At 68.5% G+C, this 16,758-nt stretch carries 12 protein-coding genes and 1 pseudogene; 6 read left to right on the top strand and 7 right to left on the bottom strand.

The window, feature by feature from the left end; translation table 11 throughout:
* Positions 1-4 precede the first annotated feature (4 nt).
* Positions 5-1,009 (bottom strand): type I glyceraldehyde-3-phosphate dehydrogenase, encoded by a 1,005-nt coding sequence (gap, locus tag ACM6LU_RS11945; RefSeq protein ID WP_414937685.1) that lies wholly within the window; start codon positions 1,007-1,009, stop codon positions 5-7.
* Positions 1,010-1,525: 516 nt separating this feature from the next.
* Here gap and ACM6LU_RS11940 point away from each other — a divergent pair.
* Positions 1,526-2,042, top strand: a pseudogene (locus ACM6LU_RS11940) (AraC family transcriptional regulator); the annotation flags it as partial.
* Here the strand turns inward: ACM6LU_RS11940 and ACM6LU_RS11935 are convergent.
* From ACM6LU_RS11935 to ACM6LU_RS11915, 5 genes are read right to left on the bottom strand one after another with little or no spacing between them, the layout of a single operon-like run.
* Complete coding sequence (locus tag ACM6LU_RS11935; RefSeq protein WP_414937684.1) at positions 2,026-2,439, bottom strand: type II toxin-antitoxin system VapC family toxin; 414 nt, start codon at positions 2,437-2,439, stop codon at positions 2,026-2,028. The pseudogene ACM6LU_RS11940 and the gene ACM6LU_RS11935 sit on opposite strands and share 17 nt — an antisense overlap.
* On the bottom strand, positions 2,429-2,695 hold the full coding sequence (locus ACM6LU_RS11930; RefSeq protein ID WP_414937683.1) for a type II toxin-antitoxin system Phd/YefM family antitoxin: 267 nt from the start codon (positions 2,693-2,695) through the stop codon (positions 2,429-2,431). The genes ACM6LU_RS11935 and ACM6LU_RS11930 overlap by 11 nt, the downstream gene beginning before the upstream one ends.
* Before the next feature lie 43 nt (positions 2,696-2,738).
* Positions 2,739-7,211, bottom strand: coding sequence for a hypothetical protein (locus ACM6LU_RS11925; protein ID WP_414937682.1), 4,473 nt, complete (start codon positions 7,209-7,211; stop codon positions 2,739-2,741).
* A gap of 14 nt (positions 7,212-7,225) precedes the next feature.
* Positions 7,226-7,966: a hypothetical protein gene (locus ACM6LU_RS11920; protein ID WP_414937959.1), complete on the bottom strand. Its 741-nt coding sequence runs from the start codon at positions 7,964-7,966 to the stop codon at positions 7,226-7,228.
* A 56-nt stretch (positions 7,967-8,022) separates the two neighbouring features.
* Positions 8,023-9,480: a hypothetical protein gene (locus ACM6LU_RS11915; protein WP_414937958.1), complete on the bottom strand. Its 1,458-nt coding sequence runs from the start codon at positions 9,478-9,480 to the stop codon at positions 8,023-8,025.
* A 109-nt stretch (positions 9,481-9,589) separates the two neighbouring features.
* Here ACM6LU_RS11915 and ACM6LU_RS11910 point away from each other — a divergent pair, with 109 nt between their 5' ends.
* From ACM6LU_RS11910 to ACM6LU_RS11900, 3 genes are all read left to right on the top strand, one after another.
* Positions 9,590-10,027, top strand: a complete 438-nt coding sequence (locus tag ACM6LU_RS11910) for a PPOX class F420-dependent oxidoreductase (RefSeq protein WP_414937681.1) — start codon at positions 9,590-9,592, stop codon at positions 10,025-10,027.
* Between the two features lie 286 nt (positions 10,028-10,313).
* Positions 10,314-12,818, top strand: a complete 2,505-nt coding sequence (locus ACM6LU_RS11905) for a PQQ-dependent sugar dehydrogenase (RefSeq protein WP_414937957.1) — start codon at positions 10,314-10,316, stop codon at positions 12,816-12,818.
* Positions 12,819-13,031: 213 nt separating this feature from the next.
* Positions 13,032-13,634, top strand: coding sequence for an RICIN domain-containing protein (locus tag ACM6LU_RS11900; protein ID WP_414937680.1), 603 nt, complete (start codon positions 13,032-13,034; stop codon positions 13,632-13,634).
* Positions 13,635-13,688: 54 nt separating this feature from the next.
* Here the strand turns inward: ACM6LU_RS11900 and ACM6LU_RS11895 are convergent, their stop codons facing one another.
* Positions 13,689-14,300, bottom strand: coding sequence for a TetR/AcrR family transcriptional regulator (locus ACM6LU_RS11895; protein ID WP_414937679.1), 612 nt, complete (start codon positions 14,298-14,300; stop codon positions 13,689-13,691).
* 84 nt (positions 14,301-14,384) lie between these two features.
* Here ACM6LU_RS11895 and ACM6LU_RS11890 point away from each other — a divergent pair, with 84 nt between their 5' ends.
* Both ACM6LU_RS11890 and ACM6LU_RS11885 read left to right on the top strand, forming a co-directional pair.
* Complete coding sequence (locus ACM6LU_RS11890; protein ID WP_414937678.1) at positions 14,385-15,257, top strand: sterol desaturase family protein; 873 nt, start codon at positions 14,385-14,387, stop codon at positions 15,255-15,257.
* Between the two features lie 264 nt (positions 15,258-15,521).
* Positions 15,522-16,754, top strand: coding sequence for a tetratricopeptide repeat protein (locus tag ACM6LU_RS11885; protein ID WP_414937677.1), 1,233 nt, complete (start codon positions 15,522-15,524; stop codon positions 16,752-16,754).
* The last annotated feature ends 4 nt before the right edge of the window (positions 16,755-16,758 follow it).

Below are 16,758 nucleotides of genomic sequence, written 5' to 3'. Positions count from 1 at the left end.
TCGGTCAGGAAAGCCTGTTGCCGACGAGCTTGACGAGGTCGGCGAGGCGGTTGGAGTAGCCCCACTCGTTGTCGTACCAGCCGATGACCTTGACCTGGTTGCCGATGACCTTGGTCAGCGGCGCGTCGTAGATGCAGGACGCCGGGTCGGTGACGATGTCGGCCGAAACGATCGGGTCCTCGTTGTAGCGCAGGATGCCGGCCAGGGGGCCGTCGGCGGCGGCCTTGTACGCGGCGTTGATCTCCTCGAGGGTCGCGCTCTTGGTCAGCGTGACGGTGAGGTCGGTGGCCGAGCCTGTCGGGATCGGGACGCGCAGCGCGTAGCCGTCCAGCTTGCCCTGCAGCTCCGGCAGGACGAGGCCGATGGCCTTGGCCGCACCGGTCGAGGTCGGGACGATGTTCAGCGCGGCGGCGCGGGCGCGGCGCAGGTCCTTGTGCGGCGCGTCCTGCAGGTTCTGGTCCTGCGTGTACGCGTGGATGGTGGTCATCAGGCCCTGCTCGATGCCGAACGAGTCCTGCAGGACCTTGGCCAGCGGGCCGAGGCAGTTCGTGGTGCAGGAGGCGTTCGAGATGATGTTCTGCGAGCCGTCGTACTTGTCGTCGTTGACGCCCAGCACCACGGTCAGGTCCTCGCCCTTGGCGGGCGCGGAGATGATGACCTTCTTCGCGCCACCGGCGAGGTGCGCCTTGGCGGCGTCGGCGTTGGTGAAGAAGCCGGTCGACTCGACGACGACGTCCACGCCCAGATCGCCCCAGGGCAGGTTGGCCGGGTCGCGCTCGGCGAGGGCCTTGATCGTCTTGCCGTCGACGACGATGCCCTCGTCGCTGACGCTGACCTCACCCGGGAAACGGCCGAGGATGGAGTCGTACTTCAGCAGGTGGGCCATCGTGGCGACGTCGCCGAGGTCGTTGAACGCGACGACCTCGATGTCGTGACCGGCGGCCTGCACGGCCCGGAAGAAGTTGCGGCCGATGCGGCCGAAGCCGTTGACACCTACGCGAACCGTCACTGCTGCCACTCCCTAGAGACTCGTCCGGGATCGCCCCGGTAAGACGTCCTTTACTCGGGCGCAACCCTAGCGTGCGTGCTGGGGCGGCCCTCTTTGCCCTGACGAGACTTCCACCACTCGGTGGGTCGGGTCAAGAATCGATCAAGTGGTTCGTCACCAGGACGTCTTGGGGAAACTCTCAGCTTCGTTGTGCTAGCCGTCGCTCCAGCGGCGTGCGCATCCATGGCGTGACTCGCACCGCTCCGAACCACCCGGCCAGGTGGTTCGCCTCCGTATCGACGGCCGTTCGACGTCAGTGCCGACGTCCTCCAGGAAGTGGTGGACGCCGTCGCGGAACCACGACCTTCAGCGCGCGCTCGGTCGCGTCCTCGACCTCGGTCAGCCAGCGTTCCGGCTCCGGCTGAAGGGGACTTTCCCCGCATGCGATGCGGGGAAAGCGCCCTTCACCACGTGAGATGCGGGGAAAGTCCCCTTCAGCTCCTCCCTAGACCCGCTCCAGTTCGATCACCGGGATGACTGCCGGACCTGGTGCACATCCACGCGAACCACGACGGCGGCGGACTGGACGACACCGTCCGGCTGCTTTCGCGCGTCCGCAGCGCGACCGAGTTCGTCCTCAACCGGCTCGTCGACATCCTCCTGGTCAGTTGCTCCGCGTGTGGCGGACGGAGAAACCGGCCGAGACGCGGGGGACCTGGCTCGGCGTCTTCGGGGATCCGTTGATCAGCGTGGCCTTGGTCAAGATCCACGAGGATCCGTGGACCACCGACCCGCTCGCGGCGGAGTTGTCGACCTCGCGCAGCACGCTGACCCGCCGCTTCCGCGAAACCACCGGACGGACCCCGGGCGACTACCTCACCAGTGGCGGATGGGCCTGGCCGCGGTCCGGCTCCGCGACACGGTGGACACCATCGCCCGCTCGGTCGGCTACACGTCGGTCTACGCGTTCAGCCGGGCTTTCCGGCGCGCACGCCACCAGGCTCCTGGGCAGTTCCGCACTTCGGCTCGGTCACGGCCTATACCGGCGAAGTGACCGGGACGACGTCGAGAAGTTCTTTCAGGCCTTCGAAATCCTGAGGATTCGTGGTGTACAGCGGCATCTGGTGCGCGATGGCCACACTGGCGATCATCAGGTCGGCAATCCGCCGCCGGGGTGTCCTGCCCAGCGCGAGCACGGACGCCGACACCCGGCCGAAGATCCGCGCCGCTTCGGTGCCGAACGGCAGCGGGTCGAACTCGGACTCCACCCGTTGCAGCAGGTCCGTGCGCCGTGCCCGTTCGGCCGGGTCGGTGGCGTAATGCGGACCCGCCGAAAGCTCGGCGAGGGTGATCGTGCTGATCGACATCAGATCCGGCAGCTGGGCGTGATCGATCGCCCGCCGGAGGATGAGGATGTTCGTGTCGAGCAGGCCGTGGACCTCAGCGGCCATAGGGATCGTCAGCCTCCCCCGCGAATGCGTCGTCGAGGTCCGCGCGGAACCTGTCCGGGTCGATGAGCGGAGCGTTCGCCGAGACGGCGGCGAACTGGTCCCGGGACACGGCGTGCCTGCGACAAAGCGGAACCAACTGGGCGATGGGCGAGCCACTGCGGGTCACGGTGAAGGTTTCACCGTGCTCGACCGCGTCCATGATCTCGCCGGAGCGGTTCCGGAGATCACGCTGGGAAATCTCATGCTGAACGCTCATGGTCAGAGGATAGCACCAGGTGGCACCTGGTGGCACCGGATTGTCAAGCCGTCTCCTCCTCTTCCGGTTCCTCCGCCTGCCGCGTGAACAGTCGCGTCGCCGAGAGTCGCGCGACGCCGTCCGGGTCCCCGAGTTCGTCGGTCGCGTTCCGGATCATGGCGTCGACGGACAGGTACTTGCGACCCGCCCGCAGGTCCGCGTCGTTGCGCAGTCGCACGATCAGCGGGAACTCGCTCAGCGCGCCGGCGTCGAACAGGCCGGTGGTGTAGATCAGCTGGACACCCAGCGCCTCCGCGACCGCACGCTGCAGCTCCAGCAGGTAGCCCGCCGACGCTCGGCCGATCGGGTTGTCGAGGAACAGCACGCCGGAGTGCCGGCTGCGGGCCTTGCCACGGTTGTTGGCCCGCAGCGCGGCGAGCGTGCAGTACAGGATGATCGCCGCGGTCAGCTGCTGCCCGCCGGAGAACACGTCCCTGATCTCGGAGACGCGCTGCCGTTCGGTCCGCAGCACGGAGTCCGGCTTCAGCATGTCGACCCGGAAACCCTTGGGAGCGGCGGCCTGCACGCCGCGCAGCACGAGCGAAAGCCCGTCCCGCTTGACGTCCCGGCCGTCGGAGGTCTTCCCCACCGCGGCCTCGTCGACGACCTCGCCCAGTTTCTCGGCGAGCACGTTCTCCTCGAGTTCGGTGAAACGGATCCGCAGGAACTCCTGGCCCGACCAGTCGCCGAGACCGTCCGGCAGCCGCGAAACCCGTTGTGCCGCGCGAAGAGTGCGCAGAGCACCGTCGACCATGCCCTGCAACCGGGTGATGATGCCGCCGCGGTGCCGGTCGATCTGCGCGAGGTCGTCGGTGAGCGTGCGCAACCGCGGCCGTAACGCCTCGGCCCATTCCGCGGCGTGGGCGGGCAGCTGATCGCGGCGGACAGAAATCACCTGCTGCCGCACCGGCGTGCTGAGCTTCTCGAACCGTTTGTCCGTGGCGTACTGCGCCAGCTGGTCCGCCGCGGCCCGCACCCGGCGGTCGCCCACGTCGGCGGCGTCCTGCGCCTCGGTGAGCGCGGTGTTCAGCCGGGAGTGTTTGGTACGAGCGGATTCGACGTCACCATCGAACGCCGCCTCATCGTCCTCTTTGGACAAGAGGTGCGCCATCGATTCGGCCAGCACGCCGAAGCCGGACGCGGACGTCTTCGCGGACTCCAGCGTCGCTTCGGCAGCGGCGCGGCGCTCCTGCAGTTCTTCCCATTTCCGCGCGGCGGCGGACACTTCGAGGCTGGCGTCGTCGATGAGCGCCAGACCGTGCTCGATGTCCTTCGGCCGCGCGTCGGAAGAGATCGCGGCGAGCGCCGACGCCAGTTCCGGGAGCTGGCTCAGTTCCGCCTTGCGGGTCGCGACGAGTCCGACGATCTCGGTGCGCTCCTCCTCCAGTACCGCGACCGCCCGGTTCGCCCGCGCCTGCGCGGCCGCCCGCGCCGAAGCGTCGGAACCATCGGGTGTCTCCAGCAACGTCGAGGCCCGCTCGCGGACGGCGTCGTCCAGCGCCTCGACGGCCGCCCGCGCGGACGCCTCGACGTTTTCCGCCTGGTCGAGTTCGGCCCGCAGATCGCTGCCGACCTCGACCTTCGAGTACGCCTCGGACGCCGACGCGAACGTGCGCCGCAACGCGTCGACCGGCTCGGCCGGGACGGCGTCGTCCTCGGAGACGTCACTCGATCCCGGAACCTCGGCCAGTTCCGACTTCGCGGTCGTCGCCGTGCGCCGGTGCCCGTCGGCGGTGCGTTGTTCCTCACCGGCCTGTTCGCGCAGCCGGGAAGCCTTCACCGCGGCTTCGGACGCCGTCGACTCGGCCCGCTCGGCGGTCTCCGTCGCGCGTTCGACGTCGTCCGTCCACTCGGGAATCTTCGCGGCACGGGCGGCCAGCGCTTCGAGCCCACGGGCCCGCTCCCCCGCCTCGGCCGACGCGGTCCGCAGTTCGGGGACCCGCTCCCGCAGCCCGGTCGCCTTCTCCCCGAACCGCTGAGACTCCTTTTCCGCCCGCTCCAACGCGGTCCGCGCGGTCTCGTGCGCGGTGCGCGCGTTCTGCGACTGTTCGGCCAGCGTCGCGATGCTGCCGGGCGGGTAATCCTCGCGCCAGGTCTTGAGTTTCCACGACAGCGCGCTGTCGTCGGCCAGCGACGTCGCCAGCGCTTCCAGGCGGCGCTGCCGTTCCGCGTGCCGGAGGGCGATGGCCTCGCGCTCGGCGTCGGCCGCTTCCTCGTCGTACATCGCCGGGTTGGGCGGGACGAGGAATTCGATGCCCGCCTCACCCGGCAGGCGGTCGGCCGTGGTGGCCTCGGTCGTGGCGACCGGGATGATCGTGGTGGGCAGCAAACGCCGCTCCGCCAGCACCTTCTCGGCGAGCCGGACCTGCTCCGGCTCGTTGAGCAGAATCCCCGAGACCAGCTGCGGCGCGCGGGCCAGCACGGCCGCCCGCCGCTTCTTGTCCAAAGTAGACAGATAGCGCCAGCCGGACCACGCGTTCATCCCGGCGGCTTCCAGCGCGTCCAACGCGGCCTGGACCTCTTCGGTGGCGGGCAGGAGACCGCCGGAACCGAGCGCGGCCAGCGCGCGCTCGTCGACGGATTCCTCCATCCGCAACGCCGTCTGCTCCTTCTCGGCGGTCGAACCCGCCTCGCGCAGACGTTCCAGCAGTACCGGCAGATCCGTCTCCAGCGCGACGTCGTCCGCGCCGAGGAGTTCGACCAGCCGGGGTTCGACGGCGAGTGCGTCGGTGCGCCGGTTGGCCCGGTCGAGCTCGTCGGCCGCGCGTTCCAACCGGTCCTTTGTGGACCCCGCGAGCCGGTGGGCGTCGTTGACGGTCGCTTGCGCGGCCCGCAGATCCTCGGCGACCCGCTCCAGTTCCTGTTCGCGGCGGACGAGTTCGGCGGCGGTCGTCTCCGCCTCCGTCCTGGTCAAGCGTGCCGCTTCGGCGACGTCGGCCCCGGCCTTGAGCGCGCCGGACCTGACGGTTTCCGCGATCTCCTCACGGATTTCGGCGATCCGGGCGCTCAGCCCGCGGGCCTCGGCCCGGCGCGAGGCCGCGAGGTTCGCCGACTCGTCGCGTTCGGATTGGGCCTTCTCCGCTTCGGAACGCAAAGCGCCGACATGGGCCTCGGCCTTCGCGGCCTGATCGGTGGCGTTCTTCGCCAGCGCCAGCAGACCTCGCGCGAGGGCGGTCGCGGCGGTGTTGCGCGCCCGCAGCGCGGGTTTCGCCTTCTGCTCGCGATTGCCCACCAGTTCCCGGAGATCGCGGGCCTTGCGAGCGGCGTTGAGATGGTTGAGCACGGTGGCGCATTCACGCCAGGCCTCGGCGGCGGTCTTGGCCTCGGCCAGTTCGCCGTCGATCCGCTTCTTGCTCTCCTGCGCCTCGTCGAGCCGCAGTTTCCCGACCAGGCGCCGGAGTTCGGTCACCCCGGCGGTGAGACGGCGATGGTCGCCCTCGGCCAGCTTCTCCGCGGACTTCACCTCGTCGACGTGCTGGTCGAGCCCGCTCAGCCGTTCGTTCTCCAGCTTGTCGCGAGCGGCGACCTGAGCGGCCAGCGTCCGCATCTGGGCGCGGGCCGCGTCAGCGAGCTTCCGTGACGCCGCGGCGACGCCTTCCTCGTCCGCCAGCGGCGTGAGCAGATCGAGCGCCCCCGCGACGAAGTCCCGCTCGGACACCAGGTCCCCGCGCTGCGCGAGATTGTGCGCGTAGGTCGCGACGACCTCGGCGAGATCCTTGGGTTCCTCCTCCGAAAGCACCGCACGCAGCAGGAACTCGACGAACGCCTCGTCGGTGCTGAACGCGAACGCGTCCGCAGCCTCGCCTTCACCCGCGTTCATCGCGCGCTGGTACCGGAACAGTTCGGTGTCGAGGCCGAGGCCGTCCAGCCGGGACGTCCACTCGTGGTGACGCCGGGTCCAGAACAGCTCCAATTCCGGCTCGCCGCCGTGCACCTTGTCGAGCAGGTCGTGGAAGCCGGACATCGTCAGCAGCCTGCCGTCCGATGTCAGCGGCAGCGTGTCCAGATCGAGCGAAGGGGTGGGGCGGAAGCAATACCAGGAATCGACGAGGTTCTCCGAATCCGCCGACACCACGTGCCCACGCCATTCCGACACCTTGCCGGTGATCACCCGATGGCCGGTCTCGACCTGCAGCCACTCCAGCGCGACGTGCGAAACGTCCTTGGCGGCGACGAACTTCTCCAGCACCTTGGTGTTCGTCGTGCCGACGACCTGACGGCGGCCGGGCAGCATGACCGAGAAGATCAGCTTGATCAGGACGGACTTGCCGCCGCCGTTCTCCAGGAACAGCACGCTCGCCGGCGACGGGCGCCGCGGCGGCCCCTCCCCGGCAAGGTGGATCCCGGCGCTGAACAGCGCGTCCTGCTGGGGCGCGGTGATGGCCGCGCCGACACCGCTGAAGTCCAGCACGACGTCCTGGTACCGCGCACCGGCCGGGCCCACCGAGTGCAGGCGAACCCGCGAAAGCTCGTACATTCCTTCCGTCCCCTTCAGAGCGTGTCCGACGCGGCAGCGCGCAAGGTCCCGCCGCCGTTGGCGACCGACACCACGTTCAGCGCGAGCAGATCGTCGAAGGCCGCGTCGGCGGCGAGTTCGCGCACCTGCACCTGATAGCGCGGTGTGGTGCGGTAGGTCCCGCCCTGTTCTCCGCTGACCTGGACGAGAAAGCCCTGATCCGCGAGGAAGCGCAGCGCACGCGCGACCATGCCGCGGGTGGTGTCCGACGCCAGCCTGCCATCCTTGGTCGCCGCCGCCGCCGGACGACGGGCGTAGGCGCGCCAGGCCTGTTCGAGTTCGGGCGCGTCGGCCAGCGGATCGTTGTTCGCCTCGGCCTCCACCGCGCGCTCGTCGAGGATCCGGCAGGCCTCGCGCACCATCGCGTCCACCTGTTCGACGCTGACGCGGCCGATGTAGGTGTCGTTGGCGAGGTCGTCCGGGCGCGGGTAGCCGAGCGCGGCGGTGGCCAGGTGGATGAGCCCGTGCAGGACCTTCTCGGTCTCGCGGCGCTCGCGGATCTTGCTCTGCCGCGCGTAGCTGTCCATCTTGATCTCGAAGACGGACTCGTCGGTCGCCGCCAGCACGGCACCGGCCTGGAGATTGACCTCCAGCACCATCAGCCCGAGCCCGGCCGCGACGGCGTGCGTGAGCTGTTTGAACGCCCTGTCCTCACCGTAGCGCCGGACGAGGTCGCCGTAGACGACGTCCCGCGACGGCAACTGCTTCGGGCGCATGCCGAACGAGACGAGCCGGGCCGCGGATTCGACGTCCCCTGTAGAAATCCCCGTCGTCACGCGACCTCCTCGTCTTCTTCTTCGTCGTGGCGATCGACCCTCGCCGACGAGAGCAACAGGTCCGCTCCGCCGAACTCGGGGTCTTCGAGCAGCGTGCCGTCGTCGACGGCCAGCAGTACCTGGCGCTCCCCCAGCCGCAGCGCCGCGCCGACCCCGGGACTGTAGGCGTGCACCGCGCGCAACGCGACCAGGGCCGGCAGCCCGGGGTCGATCAGGCGGGCCTCTTCGAGCAGGCCGGACAGCCGCCGCGGCACCTCGGGCAGGTCGAGCAGGTCGTCGGCGAGGCGCCACTGCTCATCGCCGAACCTGTCGGTGACGTCGGCGGGCATCAGCTCGGGTTCGGGGATCTCGCCGACGAGCTGGTCGCGTTCCGGCGCCGGCCGCAGCAGCAGCGATACCAGCGAGGACAGTGACGGCACGGTCGGCGGGGAGATCCCGGCCCCGGCGTGGAAGAACGACTCGGCAGGCGCGACGGCGTCGGCGATCGGCAGGCCCAGCGTCGGCATCAGGAGCTGGCCGAACAGGTCGATCGTCGCGCGCTGTGGCGGCCCGGAAAACTGCTGGCGGTCCTGCTCGGCGCGGAACACCGCTCCGGCGTCGGCCAGCCGCGACTGCAGCCGGGTGTGGCGGCGGATGCAGTCGCCGACGATGTCGACGAGTTCGGCGGCGCGGCGTTTGCGATCGGGGTCCTCGGTCTCGTCGCGGGACGCGGTGATGTTCTTGAGGATCGCGTTCTCGGCGCGGAACCGGGACTCGATATGGGACAGCGCCTGGTCCAGCAGGTCCGGAACCTCGCGCTCCCAGTCGACCGCGCGGACGTCGCGCCGGGTGGCGTCAAGTTTAGCGCGCAGCGTCTCGCCGTACTGGACGGTGCGGTAGCGGGCCTGTTCGGCGGCGAGCTTCGCGTCGGCGAGACGGCCGCGGTTGATCAGGTTCTCGAGTTTGACCTCGGCCGCGATCTGGGCGGATTCGACATCGGTGTCCAGCGCGCCGACGAGCACGTTGATCGCCTCGTCGGTGGCGCGCAGGTACACCTCACCGTTGGGCGCGGCCAGCTCCACGAGCAGCTTGAAGTCGAACTGGCGTCGCTGGTAGCCGCCGCCAGGGCCGATGGAGCCGTAGACGCGGCGGAACCCGCGGTCGGTGGTGCCCACGTTGATCAGGTTGTCGAGGACCCAGCGAGCGACCTTGGCGTGCTCGTCCGGCGTCCGGCCGGGGGCCTGGAGCGCGACGAACGGCAGCAACCGCACGATCACCTGTTCGTGGTCGGCGCCGGTGTCGAAGTCCATCGACACGGTGACCTGGTCGATCGTGTGCAGCGCGATCTCGGCCATCTGGTAGATCGTGGCGTCCGCCCAGTCCAGCTTCGCCTTGCGCGCGTCGAGGTCGTGCAAGGGCGCGGTGCAGGCCAGCGCCTTGAGGCGGCGGGTCAGCCCCTCGTCGGCCAGCCCCATCCCGGTCAGCTCGTCGTCTCGCACAGCAGGCCAGGCTAGTCGCCGCCCCCGACACCCCGCACGGGTGACCGGGGTGCCAGGGGCTCCGGGCGGCGGTAGCGTCTCGTTCATGCGTGAGATGAGCCGGGACGAGTGGTGGCAGTTCGCGAGCGAGGGCACCCGCACGGGCATGCTCGGCCTGGTCCGCGCCAACGGGGCGCCCATCGTGACACCGGTGTGGTTCCTGCTGAACGAGGGCGCGGACGGCGACGAGCTGATCTTCACCACCGGCACGGACACGCTCAAGGGGAAGGCGATCCGCCGGGACGGGCGGCTCTCGCTTGCCGTCGACGACCAGAAGCCGCCGTACTCGTACGTGCAGTTCACCGCCGAAGCGGTGCTGCACAACGATTACGACGAGATGCTCGAATGGGCGACCAGGCTCGGTGGCCGGTACATGGGCGAAGGCCAGGCCGAGGCCTACGGCAAGCGCAACGCCGTACCCGAGGAGTCCTTGGTGCGGGCACGGATCACGAAGGTGATCGCACGCGCCGACGTCGCCGGCTGACGCTCTCTATCCTCTACGCGTTTAGTCCTCTGGTTGCGGTACTTGCACGTGCAAGGACCGCAACCAGAGGACTAAACGCGTTTTGGGGGTCGACTATTGACACGAAGCATCCGCTGGTGTGTGATCTGAGCCATAGATAGGAAAGTTTCCTAACTATAACTCCGCTCCCCCGCCGGGTCCCGCCCGGTCCGCCGTTGCACCTCCCTACCCCACTTCACGCATGGAGGCTCCAGTGGCACCCCGACCACCGTGGCGCGCGCTTCTCACGTGTGCCGCCGCGACTGCGATGACCTTCGCCGTCCTGCCGGCTCTGCCCGCCGGCGCGGCATCGACCGACCACGAATCCGAAGCCGCGACGATCTCCCAAGGCGCCGTCGAAAAGAACCACGCGGGCTACTCCGGCACCGGGTTCGTGAACTTCGACAACGTCGTCGGCAGTTACGTCGAATACACGGTGAACGCCGCACAGGCCGGAACTCAAACCCTGACTTTCCGCTACGCCAACGGAACCACGGTCGACAGGCCGGTCTCGCTGAGCATCAACGGCACCGCCGCCGGAACGCTGTCCTTTCCCGGGACCGGCGCGTGGACCACCTGGAAGACGGTTACCAAGGACATCACGCTGGCCGCCGGGGCCAACAAGATCCGCACCACCTCGACGACCGCGAACGGCGGACCCAACGCGGACAGGCTCACCGCGAGCGGAGTGCTCGACGCCGAAGCGCCGACCCCGCCGAAGAACCTGGCCGCCAAGGACGTCAAGGCCCGTTCGGCCACCTTCACCTGGGAAGCCGCGACCGACAATGTCGGCGTGGTCCGGTACGAGGTCATGCGCGGCGGCAACGTGCTGAAGACCGTCGGCGGGAACACGCTCACCGCGACCGTCGACAACCTGACGCCGAACACGGCCTACGACATCTCGGTCGGCGCCTTCGACGCGGCCGGAAACCCTTCGCAGCAAAGCAATGTCGTCCAGTTCACGACGCCGTCCAGCGGGGACACCACCCCGCCGACCGTGCCGGGGAACCCGCGCTCGACGTCGGTGACCGCGAACAGCGTCTCCCTGGCGTGGAACGCTTCCACCGATGACAGCGGCACCATCGCGGGTTACGACGTCCATCAAGGCACCGCGAAGGTCGCGACGACGCCTTCGCTCGAAGCCACGATCACCGGGCTGACAGCGAACACTTCGTACACCTTCACGGTCAAGGCGCGAGACCTCGACGGCAACGCCTCCGGTGCCAGCACCGCGGTGACCGCCAAGACGAGTGGAAACGCGGGCGGCGGCATTCCGGAGTACGACAAGGACGTCACCAAGGTCGACCTCGCCTGGTCGGTCGACTTCCTGCCGGACGGCACGGCGCTCGCGACCGAACGGGACCGGTTCGAGATCGTGCGGATCACGCCCTCCGGCCAGAAGACCATGGTGGGCAAGGTTCCCGGCGCTGTCGGCACCAACGGCGAGGGCGGCCTGCTCGGCATCGCGATCTCGCCGAACTACGCCACCGATCACGCGATCTACCTGTACCACACGGCATCCGGTGACAACCGGATCGTGAAGATGACCTACGACAACGGAACGCTGTCCTCGACATCGACGCCGGTACTCACCGGGATCGCGAAGAACCGTTATCACAACGGCGGAAGGCTCCGCTTCGGCCCGGACGGCAAGCTGTACGCCACCGCGGGCGACGGACAGAACAAGGAGACCGCGCAGAACAAGGGGTCGCTCAACGGGAAGATCCTGCGGGTCAACCCCGACGGTTCGGCGCCGAGCGACAACCCGTTCTTCTCCACCGGCGGCAACGCCCGGTACGTCTGGAGCTTCGGGCACCGCAACCCGCAGGGCCTGGCGTGGGATTCTCGCGGCCAGCTGTGGGCGTCGGAGTTCGGCGACGGCAAACTGGACGAACTCAACCTGATCCAGAAGGGCGGAAACTTCGGGTGGCCGCAGTGTGAAGGCACCGACGGCAGCTGCGGCGGCACGGTCGCGCCGAAGAAGACCTGGCCGACCAGTTCCGGTGGGCCCAGCGGGATCGAGATCGTCAACGACTGGATCTACGTCGCGGCCGTCACCAGCGAGCAGGTGTTCGCCACGCAGATCAACGCGGCGGGCAACGGCGTCGGTTCGGTGCAGTCGCTGTTCTCCGGCCGCTGGGGCAGGCTCCGCTCGGTCACCAAGACGCCGGACGGTGGCCTGTGGGTCACCTCGACCAACGCGGACAAGAACGGCGGCACGCCGAGCGGTATCGACAACGTGGTGGTGCGGTTGAAGTTCCCCGGTGCCTCGCAACCGGGAGCGTTCAAGCTGGCCAGTTCCGCGTTCGCCGACAACGCCTCGATCCCGGACAAGTACACCTGCGCCGGTGACGGCACCGCGGGCCAGGACACCTCCCCGCCGCTGGCGTGGGGTGCCGGGACCACGGGCGCCAAGGGGTACGCCGTCGTCTTCGCCGACGTGGCCGACAACGGCAACAAACTGCACTGGACGATCTGGGACATCCCGGCGTCCGCGCTGTCGCTGCCCGAGGGTCTGGGATCGGGCTACAACGTCCCGAACCAGAACGGCGCCAAGCAGAAGGCCATGGGAAGCGGGGCGAACGCGCAGAAGTACTTCGGCCCCTGCCCCGGCGGCTCCAGCCATCCCTACACGTTCACGCTGTACGCGCTGAGCACAGCGACGGTGCCAGGCCTGTCTTCGTCCTCGACGATGGCGCAGATCGAGACGGCGATCAAGAACGCTTCGACGGCCAACGTCAAACTGCGCGGCAAATCCAACGCCGCGTCCTAGTCACGGTTGGGGTGTCCGGAGCGGCGCCGGGCACCCCAGCCGTATCCAGTGTCACTGGAGGAACGCCACCTCGTCCGGAATTTTCGGCGAGGTGGCGTTTTCGTGGGATACAAACTTTGTTGACGCTGCCTCGGCCGAGGAGCAGGATCGGGTTCAGCAGGCTGTCCTGGTCGGGGGCCCAGTGGAGACACCTGCGTCGAACTGGGGAGAAAAATGCGTGATTTCAAGCGATTCTTCGTATCCGTGACCGTTCTCGCCGGATTCTCGGCCTTGTTCGGCGCGCCCGCCGCGCAGGCGGACGAGCGCGTCGACGTCGGCCGGCTGTCGCTGCGCCCGGTGAAGGTGCACGGCGCCGGTTTCAGCGCGCAGCAGCAGGCGTACCGGCTCGGTCCGGCCTCCGACGAGAGCCGCTGCCTGGACGCGGATCTGAGTACCATCAACGGAAACGGCACCAAGGTCCAGCTGTGGACCTGCCTCGCCAACCCGGACGAATCCATTCCTGCCAACCAGGCCTGGTACGTCACCCAGATCCCCGAAGGGCACTTCCGGTTCCAGAGCGTCCACAGCGGACGGTACCTGGACGCCGACCTCAACTCGATCAACCGCAACGGCACCAAGGTCCAGCTCTGGGACTTCATGCCGGGTGCGTCGAACCAGTGGTTCTCGGTCACCGAGAATCCCGAGGGCTACCTGCGCCTGAAGAACGTGCGAAGCGGGCGATACCTCGACGCCGACCTCAACACAGCGGGCCGCGACGGCGGCGTCGTGCGGCTGCGGGACTTCCTGGCGGGCGCCAAGAATCAATGGTGGTTCTGACGTCCGGTCCTTCATCGGCCGCTGGGCTTAGGCCGGTGGCCGCGGTGCCGAGGCTCACCAGCCGAACAGGTTCCGCATGATCCGCCCGCACCGCTCGGTCATCGCCGCGGCGTCCTGATCCGGTTGATCGATCCACCAGCTGATCAGCGAATCGACCACCCCGGTCCACACCTGGGCGATCGCCTCGATGTCGCGCTCGTCGTCCAGGCCGCGCGAGTGCATCAACTGGGCGGCGCCGATCAGCGCGAACCCGTCGAGCCGGTAGCGGTAGTCGACCGCGACGCCGGCGATCTCGCCGGTCGAAGGCACCGTCGGGTCGCGAAGCAGCTTCCACGCGTATCGGTCGTTGTCGAACGTCTCGAAAATGGCCGCGAGCACCGCCAGCGGCATCCGCTCCGGCGGCTCGCCGTCTTCGGCCATCGTTTCGGCGACGCCTTCGGTCAGCCTGTCCCCCGCCCGGTGCAGGCAGGCGAGGTAAAGCCCGTCCTTCGAGCCGAAGTACTGGTACAGCAAGGGTTTGGTGACACCGACCCGACGGGCGATCTCCACCATCGACGCCCCGGCGTACCCGTTCTTGCCGAATTCCTCCGTACCGGCGCGCACAATCTGGGTCTCCCGCTCTTCGCGGGGCATGCCCTTCGTGCCGACGGCCCTTGCTTCTGTCACGACGGCTACCTTACTCTCAGGTAAATGACCCTGAGGTAAGTTACCTTGAGGTCAGATCACGGAGGCGGAGACAGGAGCGGTGCGATGGCGGACTTCCTTGCCCATCTGAGTGACCCGGTGCTGATGGCGACACCGGTGTTCCTGCTGTTCGTCGCGATCGAGATCCTCGCGCTGCACGTGCTCGGCCACGACGACAACGTCATCGGCTACAGCGTCAAGGACACCCGGACCAGCATGTCCATGGGCGCGGTGGCGGTTGTGATCAACGGTGTCTTCCGCGTCGCCATGCTGTTCGTGTTCGCCGCGCTCCACGAACTGGCGCCGGTGAAGTTCAGCCCGCACGACTGGTGGACCTGGGTCCTGATGCTGCTGGGCCAGGAAATCGTGTTCTACGCTTACCACCGGGCGAGCCATCGCGTCCGGATCATGTGGGCGGGCCATCAGGTGCACCATTCGAGTGAACACTACAACTTCTCGACCGCGTTGCGTCAGAAGTGGACCCCGTACTTCCAGCTGCCGTTCTGGTCGATCCTGGCCTTCGCCGGTATCCCGCCGTGGATGATCCTCACCGGGCTGTCGATCGACCTCGTCTACCAGTTCTTCGTGCACACCGAGAAGATCCGGAAGCTGCCGCGCTGGTTCGAGTACGTCTTCAACACACCTTCACACCATCGTGTGCACCACGGCAGCGACAAGGAGTACCTGGACGCGAACTACGGCGGCATCCTGATCATCTGGGACAGGTTGTTCGGCAGCTTCGTGCCCGAGGGCAAGCGGCCGACCTACGGGCTGACCAAGAACATCGAGACCCACAACCTGCTCAAGGTCGGCTTCCACGAGTACGGCTCGATCCTGCGTGACGTCCGCGCGGCCGGGTCGTGGCGGGACAAACTCGGTTACGTGTTCGGCCCGCCGGGCTGGCAGCCCGCGAGTCACGCCTCCCATTACGCGACTTAGGCCACGGCCGCGGAAAGACCTTCCCCGGTCCGGTGCTTGGCCAGGTGGGACGCCGCCTCGTGCGGTTTGGCGCGTTGTCAACGGTGTAACCGACGCGGTCCTGCACGCGCTTCCGGATCGTCTCGTCGGTGGGATACAGCCCGACGTCGGCCACGAAGTTTCGGCGGCGTTGCTGGCTCCCGAGATCGGCGGCTGCGTCCCGGCGCTGGCCGATGGCCGCGGGCTGCTCGTCACCTGACGCTAATCGAACTCGACAACGCGCTGGTGGAGGCCTTCGAGCGAGCGTCGGAGGACGAGTCGAGTCTCTTCCTTTCGCTTGTCGGACACGGCGAGTACGCCGACGACGACTTCTACTTCCTCACCAAGGAAACCAGCCTGCCGGTGGACAACCGGAAATCTTTCCTGTTCGCGCAGCGGATCCTGACCAAGGCGAGCGCGGCGAGCGGTGGGCCGGACCGGGCGGTGCACGTCCGCGACGTCCTGGCCGGTCTCCGCACCGCGGTCCGCCGGTCAGCGGCCGGGCTGGCGACCGAAACCGTGCTCTGGACCGGCCCCATGCCGGAGGGGACACCTCATCTGCACGCCCGGCTGGCGGCGGCGACCTCGGAAATCGAGCCGGCGTCCGGCGATGACGAGCCGACACTCGAACAGGCCTACGCGGCCGCCAGCGAAGCCGAGTTCCTCTGGCTGACGGGTCCGCGTGAGGACGCGCTCGCTTCGGTGGAGCGGCGGGCGTCGGGAATCCCGGTGGAGAACCGGGAACAGTGGGCGATGTGGGCGAAGCGCGCGGCACGGGAACTCGGGGAGGATGACCGGATCACCTTGCGGTGCAAGGCCCGGCACGCCACCTGGGCCGGCAAGGCGGGCGACGCGGCCGGAGCGCTGGAGCGATTCGAAAGTTTGCTGCCGATCGCTGCGGCGGCGTTCGGGACGGGCGACGAAGACGTGCTCAGCATCCGGAACGACATCGGTCACCTGCTTGGCGAACTGAATCGCCCCGAACAATCCCGCGCCGCGTTCGAAGCCCTGGTCCGGGACGCGACGGGCGGGCTCGGGCCGAGCCATCGGGAAACCCTGCACGCACGGCATCTCCTCGCCGTGGCGACCGGCAAGACCGGCGACGGGGCGGGAGCCCTGCGGTTGAGCCGGGAACTGTTGCCACGGGCGAAGAACGCGTTGGGCGACGACGTGATCGTCAGGCACGTGCGGCACAACATCGCCTTCTGGAGCGCTCTGATCGAGGACGCGCCTCCAGCGGTGCGAGAGTACGGACAGCTGCTGGCCGAAGCAAGAAAACGGCTGGGCGGCCGGCATCCCGATGTCCTCGACCTCCGATTCGGCCAGGCGCTGGTTCGCGCCGAAGCCGGTCAGATCACCGAAGCGCTCTCGGAGTGGGCGTTGCTCCTGGACGATTCCGTCGCGGTCCGAGGTGAACGGCATCCGGAAACGGCGAAGATCCGGGAACAGCTCACGCACCGGCGACCCCACGAGCCCTGAGCCC

The organism is Amycolatopsis sp. cmx-11-51 (genome assembly GCF_047608665.1).
Classification (GTDB): domain Bacteria; phylum Actinomycetota; class Actinomycetes; order Mycobacteriales; family Pseudonocardiaceae; genus Amycolatopsis.
Note: the sequence above shows the minus strand (reverse complement) of the source record. Positions and strands in the feature narration are given on the sequence as shown.